At 69.6% G+C, this 17512-nt stretch carries 16 protein-coding genes; all 16 read left to right on the forward strand.

The genetic code is table 11. The features are described from left to right. Positions 1-83: 83 nt before the first annotated feature. The 16 genes from FXF68_RS25805 to FXF68_RS25880 all read left to right on the forward strand — a co-directional run bounded on the left by FXF68_RS25805 (position 84) and on the right by FXF68_RS25880 (position 17330). On the forward strand, positions 84-1604 hold the full coding sequence (locus FXF68_RS25805; RefSeq protein WP_187438112.1) for a class I adenylate-forming enzyme family protein: 1521 nt from the start codon (positions 84-86) through the stop codon (positions 1602-1604). 136 nt (positions 1605-1740) lie between these two features. After that, positions 1741-2607 carry an SCO4651 family lipoprotein gene (locus tag FXF68_RS25810; RefSeq protein WP_246178930.1) on the forward strand — a complete coding sequence of 289 codons (867 nt, stop codon included), beginning with the start codon at positions 1741-1743 and terminating at the stop codon, positions 2605-2607. 127 nt (positions 2608-2734) lie between these two features. After that, positions 2735-3622: an SCO4651 family lipoprotein gene (locus tag FXF68_RS25815; protein WP_148763503.1), complete on the forward strand. Its 888-nt coding sequence runs from the start codon at positions 2735-2737 to the stop codon at positions 3620-3622. Positions 3623-3947: 325 nt separating this feature from the next. After that, positions 3948-4556 (forward strand): 50S ribosomal protein L10, encoded by a 609-nt coding sequence (gene rplJ, locus FXF68_RS25820; RefSeq protein WP_148763505.1) that lies wholly within the window; start codon positions 3948-3950, stop codon positions 4554-4556. 51 nt (positions 4557-4607) lie between these two features. Beyond that, positions 4608-4997, forward strand: coding sequence for a 50S ribosomal protein L7/L12 (gene rplL / locus FXF68_RS25825; protein WP_148763506.1), 390 nt, complete (start codon positions 4608-4610; stop codon positions 4995-4997). 570 nt (positions 4998-5567) lie between these two features. Further along, on the forward strand, positions 5568-6641 hold the full coding sequence (locus FXF68_RS25830; protein WP_148763507.1) for an ABC transporter ATP-binding protein: 1074 nt from the start codon (positions 5568-5570) through the stop codon (positions 6639-6641). After that, on the forward strand, positions 6641-7498 hold the full coding sequence (locus FXF68_RS25835; RefSeq protein WP_246178931.1) for an MlaE family ABC transporter permease: 858 nt from the start codon (positions 6641-6643) through the stop codon (positions 7496-7498). The genes FXF68_RS25830 and FXF68_RS25835 overlap by 1 nt, the downstream gene beginning before the upstream one ends. Further along, positions 7498-8346, forward strand: coding sequence for an MlaE family ABC transporter permease (locus FXF68_RS25840; RefSeq protein ID WP_148763508.1), 849 nt, complete (start codon positions 7498-7500; stop codon positions 8344-8346). The genes FXF68_RS25835 and FXF68_RS25840 overlap by 1 nt, the downstream gene beginning before the upstream one ends. 61 nt (positions 8347-8407) lie before the next feature. Continuing rightward, positions 8408-9715 (forward strand): MCE family protein, encoded by a 1308-nt coding sequence (locus FXF68_RS25845; protein WP_148763509.1) that lies wholly within the window; start codon positions 8408-8410, stop codon positions 9713-9715. Continuing rightward, on the forward strand, positions 9712-10743 hold the full coding sequence (locus FXF68_RS25850; protein ID WP_148763510.1) for an MCE family protein: 1032 nt from the start codon (positions 9712-9714) through the stop codon (positions 10741-10743). The genes FXF68_RS25845 and FXF68_RS25850 overlap by 4 nt, the downstream gene beginning before the upstream one ends. Further along, positions 10744-11820 (forward strand): MCE family protein, encoded by a 1077-nt coding sequence (locus FXF68_RS25855; protein WP_148763511.1) that lies wholly within the window; start codon positions 10744-10746, stop codon positions 11818-11820. Beyond that, positions 11817-13076 (forward strand): MCE family protein, encoded by a 1260-nt coding sequence (locus tag FXF68_RS25860; RefSeq protein WP_246178932.1) that lies wholly within the window; start codon positions 11817-11819, stop codon positions 13074-13076. The genes FXF68_RS25855 and FXF68_RS25860 overlap by 4 nt, the downstream gene beginning before the upstream one ends. Further along, entirely contained in the window at positions 13073-14356 is a 1284-nt protein-coding gene (locus FXF68_RS25865; RefSeq protein ID WP_148763513.1) for an MCE family protein, read from the forward strand. The genes FXF68_RS25860 and FXF68_RS25865 overlap by 4 nt, the downstream gene beginning before the upstream one ends. Further along, on the forward strand, positions 14353-15819 hold the full coding sequence (locus FXF68_RS25870; protein WP_148763514.1) for an MCE family protein: 1467 nt from the start codon (positions 14353-14355) through the stop codon (positions 15817-15819). Before FXF68_RS25865 ends, FXF68_RS25870 begins: the two co-directional genes overlap by 4 nt. A 69-nt stretch (positions 15820-15888) precedes the next feature. Continuing rightward, positions 15889-16377, forward strand: a complete 489-nt coding sequence (locus tag FXF68_RS25875; protein ID WP_148763515.1) for a nuclear transport factor 2 family protein — start codon at positions 15889-15891, stop codon at positions 16375-16377. Continuing rightward, on the forward strand, positions 16374-17330 hold the full coding sequence (locus tag FXF68_RS25880) for a hypothetical protein (protein ID WP_148763517.1): 957 nt from the start codon (positions 16374-16376) through the stop codon (positions 17328-17330). Before FXF68_RS25875 ends, FXF68_RS25880 begins: the two co-directional genes overlap by 4 nt. Positions 17331-17512 lie beyond the last annotated feature (182 nt).

Below are 17512 nucleotides of genomic sequence, written 5' to 3' on the forward strand. Positions count from 1 at the left end.
GGGCGCCCTGTTCGCGTTCCGGCACCGTACACCGGTGCGCCAACCGAACGACTGGTAGATTCAGGAGTCCGGGAGGTGGAGTGGTGGACGGTTCACGGCATCGGCTCTACGACGTCCTCGACGGTGCGGCGGAGGACGTCCCCGACGCCCCGGCGCTGTCGGTCGGCGCCACGACCTGGACGTTCCGCGAGCTGCGCGCCCGGACGGACGCGCTGAGCGCCCACCTCGCCGCGAACTTCCCGGCCGGGACGCGGGTGGCGCTGCTGTCGCACAACCGTCCCGAATACGTGGCCGCCTACTACGGCGTTCCGCGGGACGGCCGCGTCCTGGTGCCGCTGAACCAGCGGCTGCATCCGCGCGAGTGGGCGGACCAGATCGTCCGCGGCGGGGCGGGCGTCGTCCTCGGCGAGGCCGATCTGCTCGACCGGCTGGCCGCCGACGGCGACCTGCCCGCCGACCGTCCTCCGCTCGTCGACCTGGACGACATCCCCTGGGACGCTCCGCCCGTCGAGCCGTCCCGCGCGGACGGCGAGGTCGCGTGGCTGATGTTCACCAGCGGGACGACGGGCCGTCCGAAGGGTGTGCGGCTCACGCACCGGAGCCTGCTCGCGGGCATCGACGTGGCGGCGGCCGGACGTCCGGTGCGGCCGGGCGACGTGTTCTGCACGCCGTTCCCGCTCTGCCACGTGGCGGGCTACCAGGTCATGCTGCACCACCTGTTCGGACGGCACGCCGTCGTGTTGCGCCGGTTTCGCGCGGACGCCCTGGTCGAGGCGGCGCGGCGGCACGGCCTCACGAGCCTGTCGCTGGCCCCGACGATGCTGGAGGACCTGCTCGCGCACGTCGCGGCGGACCCGGCGGCGGGCGCCGCGCTGCGCGGGACGCTCCGCGTGATCTCCTACGGGTCGGCGCCGATGCCCGTCCCGCTGCTGCGCCGTGCCGCCGACCTGCTCGGCTGCGACTTCAACCAGGGCTTCGGGATGACGGAGCTGTCGGGCAACGCGACGTTCCTCACCCCCGACGACCACCGCGCGGCGATCACGACCCGGCCCGAGCTGGCGGAGTCGGCGGGACGCCCGGTCGGCGGCGTCGAGATCGCGGTCCTCGGGCCGGACGGCGAGCACCTCCCGCCCGGCGCGCTCGGCGAGGTCGCGGTGAAGGGCGCGCAGGTCACGCCCGGCTACTGGGACGATCCCGAGGCCACCGCCGAGGCGTTCGCGGACGGCTGGTTCCGCACCGGCGACGCCGGGCGCGTCGACCCGGACGGCTACCTCTACCTGGTCGACCGCCTCAAGGACGTGATCATCACGGGCGGCGAGAACGTCTCCTCGCGCGAGGTCGAGGACGTGCTGCGGACCGTCCCGGGCGTCGCGCAGGTCGCGGTCGTCGGCCTGCCGGACCCGCGCTGGGGGCAGACGGTGTGCGCGGTGGTCGTCCCGGCGGCGGGCGCCGCCACACCGCCCAGCGCGGACGACCTGATCGCCGCCTGCCGCTCCCGGCTCGCGGGCTTCAAGGCGCCGCGCCGCGTCGAGTTCGCCGCCGACCTCCCGCGCACCGGCACCGGGAAGATCCGCAAATCCGTCCTGCGGGCGCGCCTGCGCTAGTGCCGGGCGGCAGGCGCGGTGCTACGCCGATGGTCGTACCGCGCGGACGCCCATTCGTACCAACGGGTGATGTAGCCGCCGTGGGGGTCCCGCGACACTGGGAACACCAGCAGGCGATCAAGGAGGCTCTACCCTCATGAGCTCGACCCGCATGAACCGACGACTCGTGGTGGCGGCCGGAGGCGCGGCGGTGGGCACCGCGCTCCTCCTGTCCGGATGCAACGGGGACGGCACGGCGAACACCGAGAACATGAAGCTCAGTGCCGGTGAGGCACTGCTGAAGACGTCCCAGAAGGCGGGGCGCGCGGACAGCTTCAAGGCCGACCTCACGGTGACGGGCACCGGCCAGAACAAGGGCGAGGTCCACGCCGACGGACGGTTCCAGCTCCGCCCGACGCTGAAGTTCAGCGCGAAGCTGGACCAGTTCAGCAGCAACGGGCAGACCGTCCCGGGCGCGAAGGGCCAGGCGCTCCTCACCGACAACGTCCTCTACGCGAAGGTGCCGCAGCTCGCCCGGTTCGTCAGCGACGGCAAGCCCTGGGTGAAGATCGACCTCAACCAGCTGGGGCAGCAGACCGGGTTCGACATGAAGAGCGTCGTCGACCAGATCCAGCAGGTCGACCCGGCCGAGCAGACGAAGATGTTCACCGGCTCCAAGGACGCCCGCCGCGTCGGCACCGAGACGATCGACGGCGTGAAGACGACGCACTACACCGGCACGGTGACCGTCCAGGACGCGCTGAACCGCCTCGACGCGGACGCCCGCCAGAAGGTCGAGAAATGGCTGCCCAAGGACCGCGCCAACGGTAAGATCAACTTCGATCTGTGGACGGACGGCGACAACCTCCCGCGCAAGCTCGTCTCGAAGGCGTCCGACAAGCAGGGCGACTCGGGCACCGTGACGGTTCGCTACAGCGACTATGGAACGTCGTTCAAGGTGAACCCGCCGCCGTCCGACCAGGTGGGGCAGCTCTCGCTCAGCGGGATCCTCGGCGGCAACTGAAACCGGGACACACCAGGACGGAGTGAACCAGAGCGGTCTGCCTGACGTCTGATCTAGCATCGGCCCGGACCCCCGGGCGTCATTTCGGAGCGAACCGGGGGCGACCAGACCAAGGAGACCTTCCACGATGATCCGTCGTTTCGCCGTAGGAACGGCGCTGGCGACCGGCCTCGCCCTCTCGTTGACCGGGTGTCTCGGCGACACCGGCGACAAGGTGGACGAGGCCGGCGAGAACCTGAAGCTGACCGCCGCCCAGGTGCTCGGCAAGGCCGCGGAGAAGACCGGCACCGCCGACTCCTTCAAGGCCGAGCTGTCGATGCAGGCGAGCGGTTCGGGCGCCGGCGACGTCTCGGCGACCGGGAGCATGCAGTACCGGACGAAGCCCGACCTCGCCTACAGCATGAACTTCGACACGATGACGGTCGGCGGCAAGTCCACGGGCGGCATGCAGCAGATCCTCGTCGGCCGCACGATGTACATGAAGATGCCGATGCTGTCGCAGCTCGGCGGCGCGACCGGCGCCAAGCCCTGGTTCAAGATCTCGCTCGACGACCTCGGCAAGAAGTCCGGCATGAACCTCGACCAGCTGCTCAAGCAGTCGCAGCAGATGGACCCCGTCCAGAACACGAAGATGCTGACGGCGTCCAAGGACGTCCGCGAGGTCGGCAAGGAGACGGTCGACGGCGTCCAGACGACGCACTACACCGGCACCTACCGCATCGAGGACGCGATCGCGAAGCTGCCGCCGGAGAGCCAGGAGACGGTCCGCAAGAACGCCGGCACCGCGGGCCTCGACGACATGAACTTCGACCTCTGGGTGGACGGCCAGCAGCTCCCCCGGAAGATGGCGCTGAAGTCGAAGCAGACGGCCCAGGCCGGCGCCACGAACCTGACCATGACCTACCGCGACTTCGGCAAGCCGGTGCAGATCAGCGCGCCGCCGGAGAGCGAGGTCACCGACTTCGGCCAGCTCCTGAACGGGCTCGGCGGCGGCGGTGGCATCCCCGGCACCTGATCCCGGCGGGACGGGACGTCCGAGGGCCGCGCCGCGATGACCGGCGCGGCCTTCGCCGTTTCCGATTTGGCTTTGCGCACGAGCGTTACGTATTCTGTTCGATGCCGAAGACCGCCGGTCGTCGCCCCATCCGGGGCGGCCGAAGGACCCGACTCGTGTCGGGCGGCCTGCGCAGGTGAGACGAGAGCTTCCCGCATGGCCTCCGCGCCCTGCCTGTGGACGCCCCGCGCTTATCTGCGCCGGGGCGTTTTTTGGTCGATCCGGGTCCGTCCCCCAGGGGGCGGGCGAGGGTCGTGACCAACCCAGGTAATCGGAAGGAGGCCACATGGCAAAGGCCGACAAGGCCGCGGCGATCGCCGAGCTCAAGAACGAGTTCGAGAGCTCCAACGGCGCCGTGCTGACCGAGTACCGCGGGCTCACGGTGGCGCAGCTCAAGGAGCTGCGCACCAACCTCGGCGAGACCGCGCGGTTCGCCGTGGTGAAGAACACGCTGACCAAGCGCGCGGCGAACGAGGCCGGCGTCGACGAGAAGTTCGGTGAACTGCTCGAAGGCCCGTCGGCGATCGCGTTCGTCCGCGGCGACGTGGTCGAGGCCGCGAAGGGCCTGCGTGACTTCGCCAAGGCGAACCCGCTCCTGGTGATCAAGGGCGGCTTCATCGACGGTCAGTCGATGGACGCCTCCGAGATCTCCCAGCTCGCGGACCTCGAGTCGCGCGAGGTGCTCCTCGCGAAGCTCGCGGGCGCGATGAAGGCGTCGATGTCGAACGCGGCGGCGCTGTTCAACGCCCTGCCGACGCAGGCGGCCCAGCTCGTCGAGGCGCTGCGCGTCAAGCGCGAGGCCGCCGGCGAGACCGCCGAGGCCCCGGCCGACGCGGCTGCGGCCGACGCGGCCCCCGCCGCCGACGAGGCACCCGCAGAGGCGTCCGCCGAGTAGGCACCCGCGGTACCCACACCCCATCCACGTAGCCACAGCGGAGGAAAGATCATGGCGAAGCTCAGCAATGACGACCTGCTCGACGCGTTCAAGGAGATGACCCTCCTGGAGCTGTCGGCGTTCCTGAAGGAGTTCGAGGAGGTCTTCGACGTCAAGGCCGCCGCCCCCGTCGCGGCCGTCGCCGCGGCCCCGGGCGCCCCGGCCGGCGGTGGCGAGGAGGCCGCCGTCCAGGACGAGTTCGACGTCATCCTGGAGGGCGCGGGCGACAAGAAGATCCAGGTCATCAAGGAGGTCCGCGCGCTGACGAGCCTCGGCCTCAAGGAGGCCAAGGACCTGGTCGACGGCGCGCCGAAGCCGCTCCTGGAGAAGGTCAACAAGGAGACCGCCGACAAGGCGAAGGAGGCCCTGGAGAAGGCGGGCGCCTCCGTCACGGTCAAGTAGGACCGTCCAGGACCGTCGTCCTCGCAACGACGCTTCTCGCGAGGCGGTCGTCCCACCGGAAGGTGGGGCGGCCGCCTCGTTCGCGTTCGCGGCGCCCCCGCGCCGGGGCGCCTGCCGGGGCGCGGGATTCCGTCCGCGAGTGACAAACCGCCGTGGAAAACCGTGTGCCGCGGCGGGTTGTGCCGGTCCGCGGACGCGGCGTAGCGTCCCGTCTGGCGCTGGGGCCGCACCAGGCCGTCCCGTTCCCGCGGCCCGGCCGCGGCGTCCCCGGGGTTGATACGCCGGTTCTCGCACCATTAGTCTCATTGCCGCCATAAGTAACGATTGTCTTACGACGTCGCATTTAGCCGCTGATCTGGGCCGGAACCCCTTCCATTTGGACGGGAGGCCGCTACGGTAGTTGAACCCCTCGCGGCTACCGAACGGTAGTAAGAGGGCGGGCACACGGCGTGACAGCAACCGACCCCCGGAGCCGACAGCCGCAGACGGACCGCCGCAGACAGAACAGAGCCTGAGAGCTACTCGCTCATTGGTTCGGGATTTCCCCCCGGCCTGGACGAAAGGTGACGAGTGGGCGTCGAGATCAGAGTCGAGGGCCTGACCAAGTCCTTCGGCCGCCAGGTGATCTGGCAGGACGTGTCGCTGACCATCCCCGCCGGGGAGATCTCCGTGCTGCTGGGCCCGTCCGGTACCGGCAAGTCGGTGTTCCTGAAGTCGCTCGTCGGACTGCTCAAGCCCGACCGGGGCCACATCTGGATCGGCGAGCGCGACCTGCCCCACCTCCCCGAGGCGCAGCTCTACGAGACCCGGAAACTGTTCGGCGTCCTGTTCCAGGACGGCGCCCTCTTCGGCTCGATGAGCCTGTTCGACAACATCGCCTTCCCGCTGCGCGAGCACACCAGGAAGTCCGAGTCCGAGGTCAAGCGGATCGTCCTGGAGAAGATGGAGATGGTCGGCCTGCTCGGCGCCGAGCACAAGCTGCCCGGCGAGATCTCCGGCGGCATGCGCAAGCGCGCCGGGCTCGCCCGCGCGCTCGTCCTCGACCCGGAGATCCTGCTCGTGGACGAGCCCGACTCCGGCCTCGACCCGGTCCGCACGGCGTTCCTCAACCAGGTGTTCATCGACCTCAACGCGCAGATCGGCGCGACGTTCCTCATCGTCACCCACGACATCAACACGGCGCGGACCGTCCCGGACAACATCGGCCTGCTCTACCAGCGGCACCTCGCGATGTTCGGGCCGCGGGAGATGCTGCTGTCCAGCGAGGAGCCGGTCGTCCGGCAGTTCCTCAACGCCAGCAAGATCGGCCCGATCGGGATGTCGGAGGAGAAGGACGAGTCCGAGCTGGAGGCCGAGGCGAAGATGGGCCACGACCCGGGCAAGCTCCCGCCGATCCCGCCGCAGCAGATGCCGAGCAACGGGCTGCTCCGCTCCGGCATGCACGCGCCCGGCGCGTGGTGCGCCGCGCACGGCGTCACCCCGCCGCCCGGCTCGTTCGTCGACGACCTCGGCCGCGACTGGGTGGCGGAGTGGCCGCGGTACGTGGCGTCCATGGCGCCGGTCGGCGCCGCCGGACCGGGCGGGCCCGGCGGCCAGTTCCCCGGCAGTCCGCCGCCGGGGCCGGCCGGAGGCGCGGGCCGCTGATGTCCTCTCCTGACACCGGCATCGGCGCGGGCCGGCGAGGGGGCGACGAGGGCGGCGGCTCCTCCGCGGCGTTCCGCAAGGTGGGCGACGGCGCGGTCAACATCCTGGTGAAGGAGCCGGGCCGGTTCTTCGCCCTCTGCCTGGACACGGGCCGCGCGCTGTTCAAGTGGCCGTTCCAGTGGCGCGAGTTCATCCAGCAGGCGTGGTTCATCGTCAGCGTCACCGTCGTCCCGACGATGCTCGTCGCGATCCCGTTCGGCGGCGTGCTGTCGTTGCAGGTCGGCGGGCTGATCCGGCAGCTCGGCGCGCAGTCCTACACGGGCGCGACGGCGGTGGTCGCGATCGTCCGGGAGGCGAGCCCGCTCGTCACCTCGCTGCTGGTGGCGGGCGCCGCCGGGTCGGCGATGTGCGCCGACATCGGCTCGCGGAAGATCCGCGAGGAGATCGACGCCATGGAGGTGCTCGGCATCAACCCGCTGCACCGCCTGGTGGTGCCGCGGATGCTCGCCTGCGCGTTCGTCGCGCTGTTCCTGAACGGGCTCGTGTCGGTGGTCGGCCTGATGGGCGGCTACTTCTTCAACGTCATGCTGCAGGGCGGGACGCCCGGCGCCTACCTGGCGTCGTTCAACGCGATCGCGCAGCTCCCCGACCTCCTGCAGGCCGAGTTCAAGGCGTTCGTGTTCGGCATCACCGCCGGGCTCGTCGCCGCCTACAAGGGGCTGAACGCCAAGGGCGGACCGAAGGGCGTCGGCGACGCCGTCAACCAGACCGTCGTCATCACGTTCATGCTGCTCTTCCTGGAGAACTTCCTGATCTCCACGCTGTACTTCCAGTTCGTCCCGTCGAAGGGCATGTGATGGCGGCCTCGGGCAGCGGGCGGACGCCGTTCACCAGGTGGCTGAACACGCCCCTCGACCGGCTGGACGACTTCGGCCACCAGATGTCGTTCTATGCCCGCGCGTTCGCGTGGACGTTCCGGGTGTTGCGCCGCTACCGCACCGAGGTTCTCCGGTTGCTCGCGGAGGTCAGCCTCGGCACCGGCGGGCTCGCGGTGATCGGCGGCTCGGTGGCGATCGTCGGCTTCATGACGTTCTTCACCGGCAGCCAGGTCGGCCTCCAGGGCTACGAGTCGCTGAACCAGATCGGCACGGCCGCGTTCACCGGGTTCGTCGCGTCCTACTTCAACACCCGCGAGATCGCGCCGCTCGTGTCGGCGCTCGCGCTGTCGGCGACGGTCGGCTGCGGGTTCACCGCGCAGCTCGGCGCGATGCGGATCTCGGACGAGATCGACGCGCTGGAGGTCATGGCCGTCCCGTCGATGCCCTTCCTCGTCACGACCCGGATGCTCGCCGGGATGATCGCGGTCGTTCCGCTCTACATCGTCGGGCTGCTCGCGTCCTATGGCGCGACGCGCGTGATCGTGACGCTGTTCTACGGGCAGTCGACCGGCACCTACGACCACTATTTCCATCTGTTCCTACCGCCGAACGACATCCTGTGGTCCTTCGGCAAGGTGATCATCTTTTCGGTCCTGGTGATGCTGATCCACTGCTATTACGGCTACCACGCGAGCGGCGGCCCGGCGGGCGTCGGCGTCGCGGTGGGCCGCGCCGTCCGCACCAGCATCGTCGTGATCAACGTGGCGGACCTGCTGCTCGGCATGGCCATCTGGGGCACCGGTACCGGCGTCCGGATCGCGGGGTGAATGGGATGAGCGAAGCGAACCGGGGGGTGTGGGGGGTCGTCCCCCCACGGGAGGCGCGCTCATGAGCCAACGGATCCGGTATCGGCTGCTCGGCACGGGAATGCTTCTCGTGATCGTGCTGCTGCTGGCGCTGACCGTCGCGCTGTACAACAAGTCGTTCACGTCGGTGACCGAGGTGAAGGTGTCCGCGCGGCGCGCCGGGCTGCAATTGCTGCCGCATTCGGACGTCAAAGTGCGCGGCCTGATCGTCGGCGAGGTGCGCGGCACGGACGCGACGGAGAATGGCGCGACATTGCGGCTGGCGCTCGATCCGGGCAAGGCGAAGATGATCCCGGAGAACGTCCAGGCGCGGCTGCTGCCGAAGACGCTGTTCGGCGAGAAGTACGTCGATCTGCAGATTCCGGAGCGGCCGGGGCCGCTCGGGCTGCGCGCGGGCGCCGTCATCCCGGAGGACCGCTCGCAGGCCGCCGTCGAGATCGACAAGGTGCTGGACGACCTGCTCCCGCTGCTCCAGGCGGTGAAGCCGGCGGAGCTGAACGCGACGCTGAACGCCCTCGCCACGGCGCTGCAGGGCCGCGGCGACCAGATCGGCCGGAACCTGGAGCAGGCCGACGCGCTGCTCCGCAAGATCAACCCGCAGCTCGGCACGCTGGTGCACGACCTGGACGGACTCGCGGACGTGTCCGACATCTACCACGCGGCCGCCCCCGACCTGGTGCAGACGCTTCGCAACCTCAACGTCACCAGCCGGACGATCACCGACAAGCGCGACGCGATCGAGCGGCTGATCCCGGCGACGACCGCGCTGGCGCAGGACGGCGACACGTTCATGCGGCGGAACGGCCCGAAGATCATCGGCGTGAACATCGCGAACCGGGACGGGCTGAGCGTCGTCGCGAAGTACTCGCCGTCGCTGCCCTGCGTCCTCGCCGGGATGATGAAGCTGAAGCCCGAGGCCGAGCGGGTGGCGGGCGCGAACGGCTCGAAGACCTTCAACCTGACGATCGAGATCGTCAAGCCGCGGCCGGGCTACAAGTACCCGCTGGACGCGCCCGAGGCGAAGGACCAGCGCAACCCGCGCTGCTACAACCTGCCGAACCCGAAGGTCCCCTTCCCCGACTACCTGGCGCTGGACGGCACCCAGGACGACCTGTGGTGGAAGAACCCCAGCGACCCGAACGGCGGAGGCGGCGGTCGCGGGCGGGCCGTGTCGAACGTGTTCGTCGACCCGGGCTCGATGAGCGAGAAGGACAAGATCAAGAACATCGTCGGCCCGATGACGCGGACGCCCGCCGACGAGCTCTCCGACCTGTCCGTGCTGATGTTCGGCCCGCTGTTCGGCGACGGATCGGTGGTGACGATCAATTGAGGACGACGAGCGCCGCGATCAAACTGGGCATCTTCGTGGTCGTCACGTCGGTGGCCACCGGCATCCTCGCGATGACGATCTCCAACACGCGGTTCCGGGACACCGTCCGGTATAAGGCGATCTTCACGGACGTGACCGGGCTGCTGAAGAACGACGACGTCCGCGTCGCGGGCGTCCGGGTCGGCCAGATCGAGGGCATCAGGCTCTACAAGGGCAGGCAGGCCGAGGTCACGTTCAGCGTCGAGGACGACGACGCGTTCAAGGCGGGCCTGCCGTCGTCCACCCGGGCGCAGATCCGGTACCGGAACCTGATGGGGCAGCGGTACCTCTCGCTCACCGACGGCGCCGGGCAGGTCAACGGCTACCTGCACGAGGGCGGCACGATCCCGGTCGAGCACACCGAGCCCGCGCTCGACCTGACGACGCTGTTCAACGGGTTCCGGCCGCTGTTCACCGCGCTGGAGCCGAACGACGTGAACACGCTCGCGACGCAGATCGTCCAGGTGCTCCAGGGCGAGGGCGGGACGGTCAACAGCCTGCTCGCGCACGTCGCGTCGCTGACCAGCACGCTCGCCGACCGCGACCGCGTCATCGGCCAGGTGATCGACAACCTGAACACCGTCCTCGGCACGATCGACGAGCGGCACACCGAGGTCAACCGGCTGATCACGGACCTCCGCGGGTTCGTGAGCGGGGTCTCCGGCGACCGGCAGGCGATCTTCGACTCGGTCGCGGCGATCAACGACCTGGAGGGCACGACGCGCAGCCTGCTCGCCGACGCCCGTCCCGGCATCGCCGACGACATCGCCGGGCTGCGGAAGCTGACGGCGACCCTCGACGCCAACAAGCGCGACCTCGACCAGGGCCTCCAACGCACCCCGAAGCGGCTGGAGGGGCTCGTCAACATCTCGTCCTACGGCTCCTGGTTCAACATGTACATCTGCGGTCTCGACGCGCGGGTGCGGCTGCCGGGCGGTCCCGTCTACCAGACGCCGGCGATCGTGAACGAGAGCGCGAGGTGCAAGTAGATGAGGGTGTCGTTCCGGGAGCGGAACCCGCTCCCCATCGGCCTCGCGGGCTTCGCGGTCATCGCCGTCCTGCTGGCGCTGGCGCTGAACCTCGACAACATCCCGTTCGTGTCGGGCGGGAAGACGCACACGGCGTCGTTCCGTGAGGCGGCCGGGCTGAAGGCGGGCGAGGAGGTCCGCATCGCGGGCGTCAAGGTCGGCGAGGTCAAGAAGCTGGATCTCGACGGCGACCACGTCAAGGTCACCTTCCGCGTGGACGACGGCGTGCGGCTCGGCGCGACCACCAAGGCGTCCATCAAGATCAAGACGGTGCTCGGCGCGCACTACCTGGAGCTCACCCCGCGGGGGAAGGGGCGGCTCGGCCGCAACATCCCGGTCGCGCGGACCAGCGTGCCCTTCGAGGTCGTCCCGGCGATCAGCGAGTTGAGCAAGACGATCGGCGACATCGACGTCCAGCAGGTCGCGAAGTCGTTCGACGTGCTCTCGGACACCTTCAAGAACTCGCCCGAGGAGGTCCGGGCGTCGTTGCAGGGGTTGCGTCGGCTGTCGAACACGGTCGCGTCCCGCGACGACCAGCTGCACGAGCTGGCGGGCAAGGCCAAGGACGTCTCCAAGCTCCTCGCGGACCGCAACCAGGACTTCGCGAAACTCGTCCAGGACGGCGACAAGGTCCTCCAGGCCGTGCAGGCGCGGCGGGCCGTCATCCACCAGCTCCTGATCAACACGGTGACCCTGTCGCAGCAGGTCAACGCGCTGATCAACGAGAACGAGAAGCAGCTCGGCCCGATGCTCGACAACCTCTCGGAGGTCAACCGGGTCCTGCTGAAGAACCAGGACAACCTCGACCGGATCATCCAGCTGTTCGCGCCGTTCGCCCGCCAGTTCTCGGACGTGACCGGCACCGGGCGCTGGTTCGACTCCTGGATCCAGAACCTCATCCCGATCCCCGCCTCGATCCAGAGCCCCGAGCAGCAGGGCGGCGGGACGTCCCAGACCCAGAAGCCGAATCAGAAGCCGACCCACAAGCCGGGCCAGACCGGCAACCGGCCGGACAACCCGCTCCCCTTCCTCCCGTGAGTCAGCAGGCAGGTCCCATGCGCAACTCCGCGACCATCCTTCGCCTCGGCGGCGCGATCCTCGCCGTCGCAGTGCTGGCTGCCGCGCTCCTGCTGGTGTTCCAGGGGACGGAGCAGCGGCACATGACCGCGTACTTCACGAAGACGGTCGGCCTCTACAAGGGCGCGGACGTCCGCATCCTCGGCATCCCGGTCGGCGAGGTCACGAGCGTCGAGCCGGTCGGCGACGCGGTCAAGGTCGAGCTGAGGTACGACGCCAAGTACAAGGTGCCCGCGAACGCGAGGGCCGTCATCGTCAACCAGACGCTCGTCGCCGACCGCTACATCCAGCTCGCCCCCGTCTACAAGGGCGGGCCGGTGCTGGCGGATGGCGCGACGCTCACCACGAGCAGGACGGACGTCCCGGTCGAGGTGGACGAGGTCGGCGCGAGCCTGAACAAGCTCTCCAAGGCGCTCGGCCCGCAGGGCGCGAACGCGCCGGACGCGGACGGCACCGGCTCCCTGTCGCGGCTGCTCAAGGTCGGCGCCGCGAACCTGGAGGGGCAGGGCGCGGACATCCGGCAGACGATCGCGGACACGTCCAGGGCCCTCGGCACCCTCAGCGCCGACCGCGGCGACGTCGCCCAGACGATCCGGAACCTGCGGATCATCACCGACGCGATGAAGGCGAACGACCAGCAGATCAAGTCGTTCACCGGGCACCTGAACGGGGTGTCCGGGCAGCTCGCGGGGGAGAAGGAGGAGCTGAGCGCGGCCCTCAACACGCTCGCCCCGACGCTGCGGAACGTGCAGCGGTTCGTCAAGGACAACCGGACGGAGCTGGCGTCGAACGTCCGGCAGCTCGCGCAGATCACCGGCGTGCTGGTGAAGGAGAAGGACTCGCTGGCCGAGATCCTCACCGCGGGCCCGCTCGCGATCAACAACCTGGCCCGCGCGTACGACCCGATCAGCGGCACGATCCACACCCGCGACAACTTCCGCCAGTTCCACGACCTCGCCGACTGGATCTGCTCGCTGGCCTACTCGGCCGGGACGCCCGCCAAGCAGTGCCTCGACTTCGTCCGCCCGTACAACGGGATCGGGAAGGCGCTCACCGGGTTCAGCCTCGACCTGTCATGGATCACCGCGCTGACCACGCACTACGAGCCGGTGCCGATCCCGCCGGACGCCTACGGCCCGCAGGGCCCGCCGAAGTCGGGGAAGACGCAGAGCGAGCCGGGCGACCTCTCCGCGCTGCTGCCGGGAGGTGCCCGATGAGAGCACGGCTGAGGGGGCTCGCGGCCGCCGCCGCCGTGGGCACGGTGGCGCTGTCGGGCTGCTCGTTCGACGGGGTGCAGTCGCTTCCGCTGCCGGGCGGCCCCGATCTCGGCTCGCACCCGAAGACCGTGAAGATCGAGTTCGCGAACGTGCTGGACCTCGTCCCGCAGTCGGCGGTCAAGGTCAACGACGTGTCGGTCGGCAAGGTCGAGAAGATCAAGCTGGCCGGACGGCCCGGGCGGGGCGGCTGGCACGCGGTCGTCACGGTCAAGGTGCGCGGCGACACGAAGCTCCCGGACAACGCCTACGCGACCATCGGGCAGACGAGCCTGCTGGGCGAGAAGTTCGTCGAGCTGAAACCGCCGGAGAAGGAGACGCCGGTCGGGGACCTCGGCGACGGCGACCTCATCCCGCTGAACCGGACGTCCCACGGCACCGAGATCGAAGAGGTGCTGTCGGCGATGTCGCTGCTGCTGAACGGCGGCGGTCTCGAACAGGTCTCGACGATCAGCCACGAATTGCAGGCCGCGATGCGCGGCCGGGAGCCGACGATCAGGTCGGTGCTGTCCCAGGTGAACACCTTCGCCGGGACGCTCGACCGCAACCGCGCCGCGATCACCCGCGCGCTGGACAGCATCGACCGGCTCACCGGCAAGCTCTCGGACGAGCGGAAGACGATCCAGGACACCATCGACAGGACGGGCCCGGCGATCTCCGTCCTCAACCGGAACCGCGCCGACCTGACCAAGATGCTCGTCGCGCTGAACAAGCTCAGCCGCACCACGACCTACGTGATCGACAAGTCCAAGGCCGACCTGCTGGCGAACCTCCAGGACCTCGACAAGATCCTGCGGAACCTCAACAAGGCGGGCTCCGACCTGCCGAAGTCGCTGGAGAGCCTGATCACGTTCCCGTTCCCGGCGACGTTCGAGAACGTCATCGAGGGCGACTACGGCAACGTCCGGCTGACCCTCGACCTCGACCTGGAGTCCATCGCCCGGAACCTCCTCGGCGGCACCGACCTTGAGGGGCTGCTCGGCAGCGGACGGCAGATGCGCAACATGCTCCAGGTGCCGAACGTGACGCTGCCGGACACGCCGCTGGGCGTCCTGCCGCAGATGCCGGGCGACACAGGCTCCGGCTCCGGTTCCGGCTCCGGAGGGCTTCCGGGCCTGCCCGGGCTCCCGAGCGGCGGCGCCACTCCGGGGCGTCCGGGCGCGCTCGCGCCGGGGGCCGACGACGGCGGTCTGCGGACCCTGATGGCGGGGGGCCTCTCGTGATCCTGAAACGCGGCGTCATCATCCAGCTGATCGCGTTCGCGGTCATCACGGTCGTCGGCGTGGCGATCGTGTCGGTGAACTACATCGGGATCGGGCGCGACCTGCTCGGCAAGCAGTACGTCGCCTACGTCGACCTCACCGACTCGGGCGGAGTGTTCACCAACGCGGAGGTCACCTACCGGGGCGTCCCGGTCGGACGGGTCGGCCCCATCGAGCTGACCAAGGACGGCATCCGAGTCAAGCTGCTCCTCGAACGCGGCAAGCGCATCCCCAGGGACGGCACCAGGGCGACCATCGCCAACCGGTCGGCGGTGGGCGAGCAGTACATCGACCTTGAGCCCACGAAGAAGACCGGCCCGTACCTGGACGAGGGCGACGCCTACACGATCCCGCGCCAGCGGACGGCGCTCCCCATCTCGACCGCCGAGCTTCTGCGCAACGTCGACTCGCTCGTCGGCTCGGTCGACGCCCGCGACCTCGGCGTCATCGTGGACGAACTCAACAAGGCGTTCTCCGGATCGGCCGACGACCTCCAGTCGCTCTTGGACGACACCGACCGCCTCTTGAAGACCGCTGAGCAGGCTTACCCCGACACCAAGCGGCTCTTGGACAACAGCGTGACCGTCCTGGACACGCAACGCGGGCAGGCCGCCAACATCCGCGGTTTCGCGGCCAACCTGAACGAGCTCACCACGTCCCTGCGCAACGACGACCCCGCCTTGCGTAAGACGATCGACGCTGTCCCCGGCGCGGTGGACGAATCCCACAAGGCCATCAACCAGCTCGCCCCGACGCTGCCCGTCTTCCTGGCCAACCTCACCACCACGGGCCAGATCATCGCGACGCGCAAGGCGGGCCTCCGGTCGCTGTTCATCCTTTACCCGGTGACCATGGCGGGCGCGTTCACCGTCACACCTGGCGACGGCACCCAGCACCTTGGCCTCGCGCTCAACATCGACGCGCCGCCCGCCTGCACCAAGGGCTACGAGAAGGTGAAGCACCGCTGGCCCCAGGACACGTCGAAGAAGAAGCCGCGCCTGGACGCGGGCTGCAAGGCCCCGCACGACGCGCAGACGGCCGTCCGGGGCGGGCGCAACTTCCCGCGCGAGGACCTCGCCCCCGTCCCGCAGGTACCGCCGGGCGCGACGACGGGCGCCGGGTTCCCGGAGGGCGGCGCCGGTCCGCAGGGCGGCGCGAAGTCGCAGGCCAAGGGCACTCCGAAGACGTCAGACGGCTCCGGCGGCGGGCCCGCCGCGGCGGCCCCGACCGGTCAGTTGTCAGATGACCGGCTATACCTCTCGTATCCGGCCGACACAGTCGAATTCGCTGGATACGATCCAACGACCGGCGCCGTCTACGGGCCCGACGGCAAGCGATACGCCATGCCGCGCAGCGCCGGTTCCCGCCAGCTCGGAGAGGATTCCTCGTGGAAGTGGCTCCTGCTCGGACCCCTGAGCCAATGAGGCCGGTGAGTCGATGAAGCCGGGTGAGCCGATGAGGCCGGGTGAGCCGACGAGCCCGGGACGGGCCCGATGAGCCGGCGCGCGTCCCTGGTGACCGTGATCGCGCTCGGCGCGGTCGTGCTCGCGCTCGCCGTCGCGTCCGGCTGGCTCGGCGTGGTCACGCTCCACAACAAGGACGAGGCCGACCAGAAGGCCAAGGCGATCCAGTCGGCGCGGCAGATGGGCGTGAACCTGATGACGCTCGACGCGTCCACCGCCCAGCGCGACATGGACCGCATCGTCGCGGGCACCACGGGCGAGCTCAAGAACAAGCTGGCGTCCCAGTCGAACGCCTTCATGCAGCAGGTCAGCAAGTACAAGGCGAAGTCGACGGTCAGCGACATCGACGCGGCCCTGGTCTCCATCGACGGAGACTCCGCCGAAGTGATGGTCTCCCTGAACGGGACCGTGACCAACGACAAGGTCAAGAACGGCACACCCAAGGGCTACCGGTACCAGATGGACCTCACGCGGGTCGACGACCGCTGGCTCATTTCCGGACTGGAGGTCGTCCCGTGACGACGCTCGGCCGGGGCAAGCGCGAAGCCCCCGACAAGAACGCCCCCGACAAGAGCACGCCCGAGAAGAAGGCCGACAGGAAGTCGGACATGGCGGCGCGGGCCGAGGAGGCGGCGGAGGCCGCCCGGCTCGCCGAGGAGGCCGCCGCGAAGGCCCGCGAGGCCGCGCGGCTCGCCCAGCTCGCCGCCGAAGAGGCCGAGGCCCGAGAGGAGACAGACGGCGAGGACGCCGCCAAATCCCTCCAGAAGCCCGACGAGCCTCAGGATGACCCCGAAGTCGCGTCCGACGGTGACAGTGCGTCAGAGGGCGACTCAGACGCTTCGGAGCCTGCCTCCGCCACCTCGGAACAGGCGGACGACGACGAGGACGAGCCGGACGAGCCGGAGAAGCCCCGCAAGCGGTCGTCCGCCGTCAAGCCCGCCAAGACCGGGAGCGCCCGGTCGCGGCGGCCCCGCTCCTCCCGGTCGGCTGGAAGCCTGACGCTCGTCATCGCCGTCCTGGCCGTCCTGACGGTCGCGCTGGGCGCGGCGACGACGGCGCTCGCCCTGAAGGTCCGCGAGCAGCACGCGACGGAGACGGCGGGCAAGGAGGCGTCGTTCGCCGCGTCCCGCGCCGCGCAGAAGCTCTCGTCGTACGACTACCAGACGCTCGACGCCGACCTGAAGGAGGCGTCCGCCACGACGACGGGCAAGCTGCACACGCAGTACGACAAGCTCGCCGCCGAACTCAGGACGACCGCCATCCAGCGGCAGGCCGTCTCCAACACGACCATCCTGAAGGTCGGAGTGGAGAGCGCCACCCCGGACAAGGTCGTCGCCCTCGTCTACGCCAACCGCTCGTCCGCCACGAAGGACGACAAGCAGCAGAGCCTTCCCGAGTCGCTCCGCATCCGGATGACGATGGTGAAGAAGGACGGGAAGTGGCTCGCGTCAGAGCTCGTCGTCATCTCCTGACCGGGCACGTCAGGGGTCCTGTGACGTTCGGCCACGTCCGGCCGCCGGCGACCCCTAAACTATGGCGTTCCTCACTGCAGGTCAGAGCCCGAAAAGTCCAAGTCCGCTCTTGACTGGAAGGCGTTCAGGGGCGATGCTCCATGGCAACGTGATGCATACTGCGGCGCTAGAGTTGCGAGCAG

It is taken from the genome of Actinomadura decatromicini (genome assembly GCF_008121305.1).
Lineage (GTDB): Bacteria > Actinomycetota > Actinomycetes > Streptosporangiales > Streptosporangiaceae > Spirillospora > Spirillospora syzygii.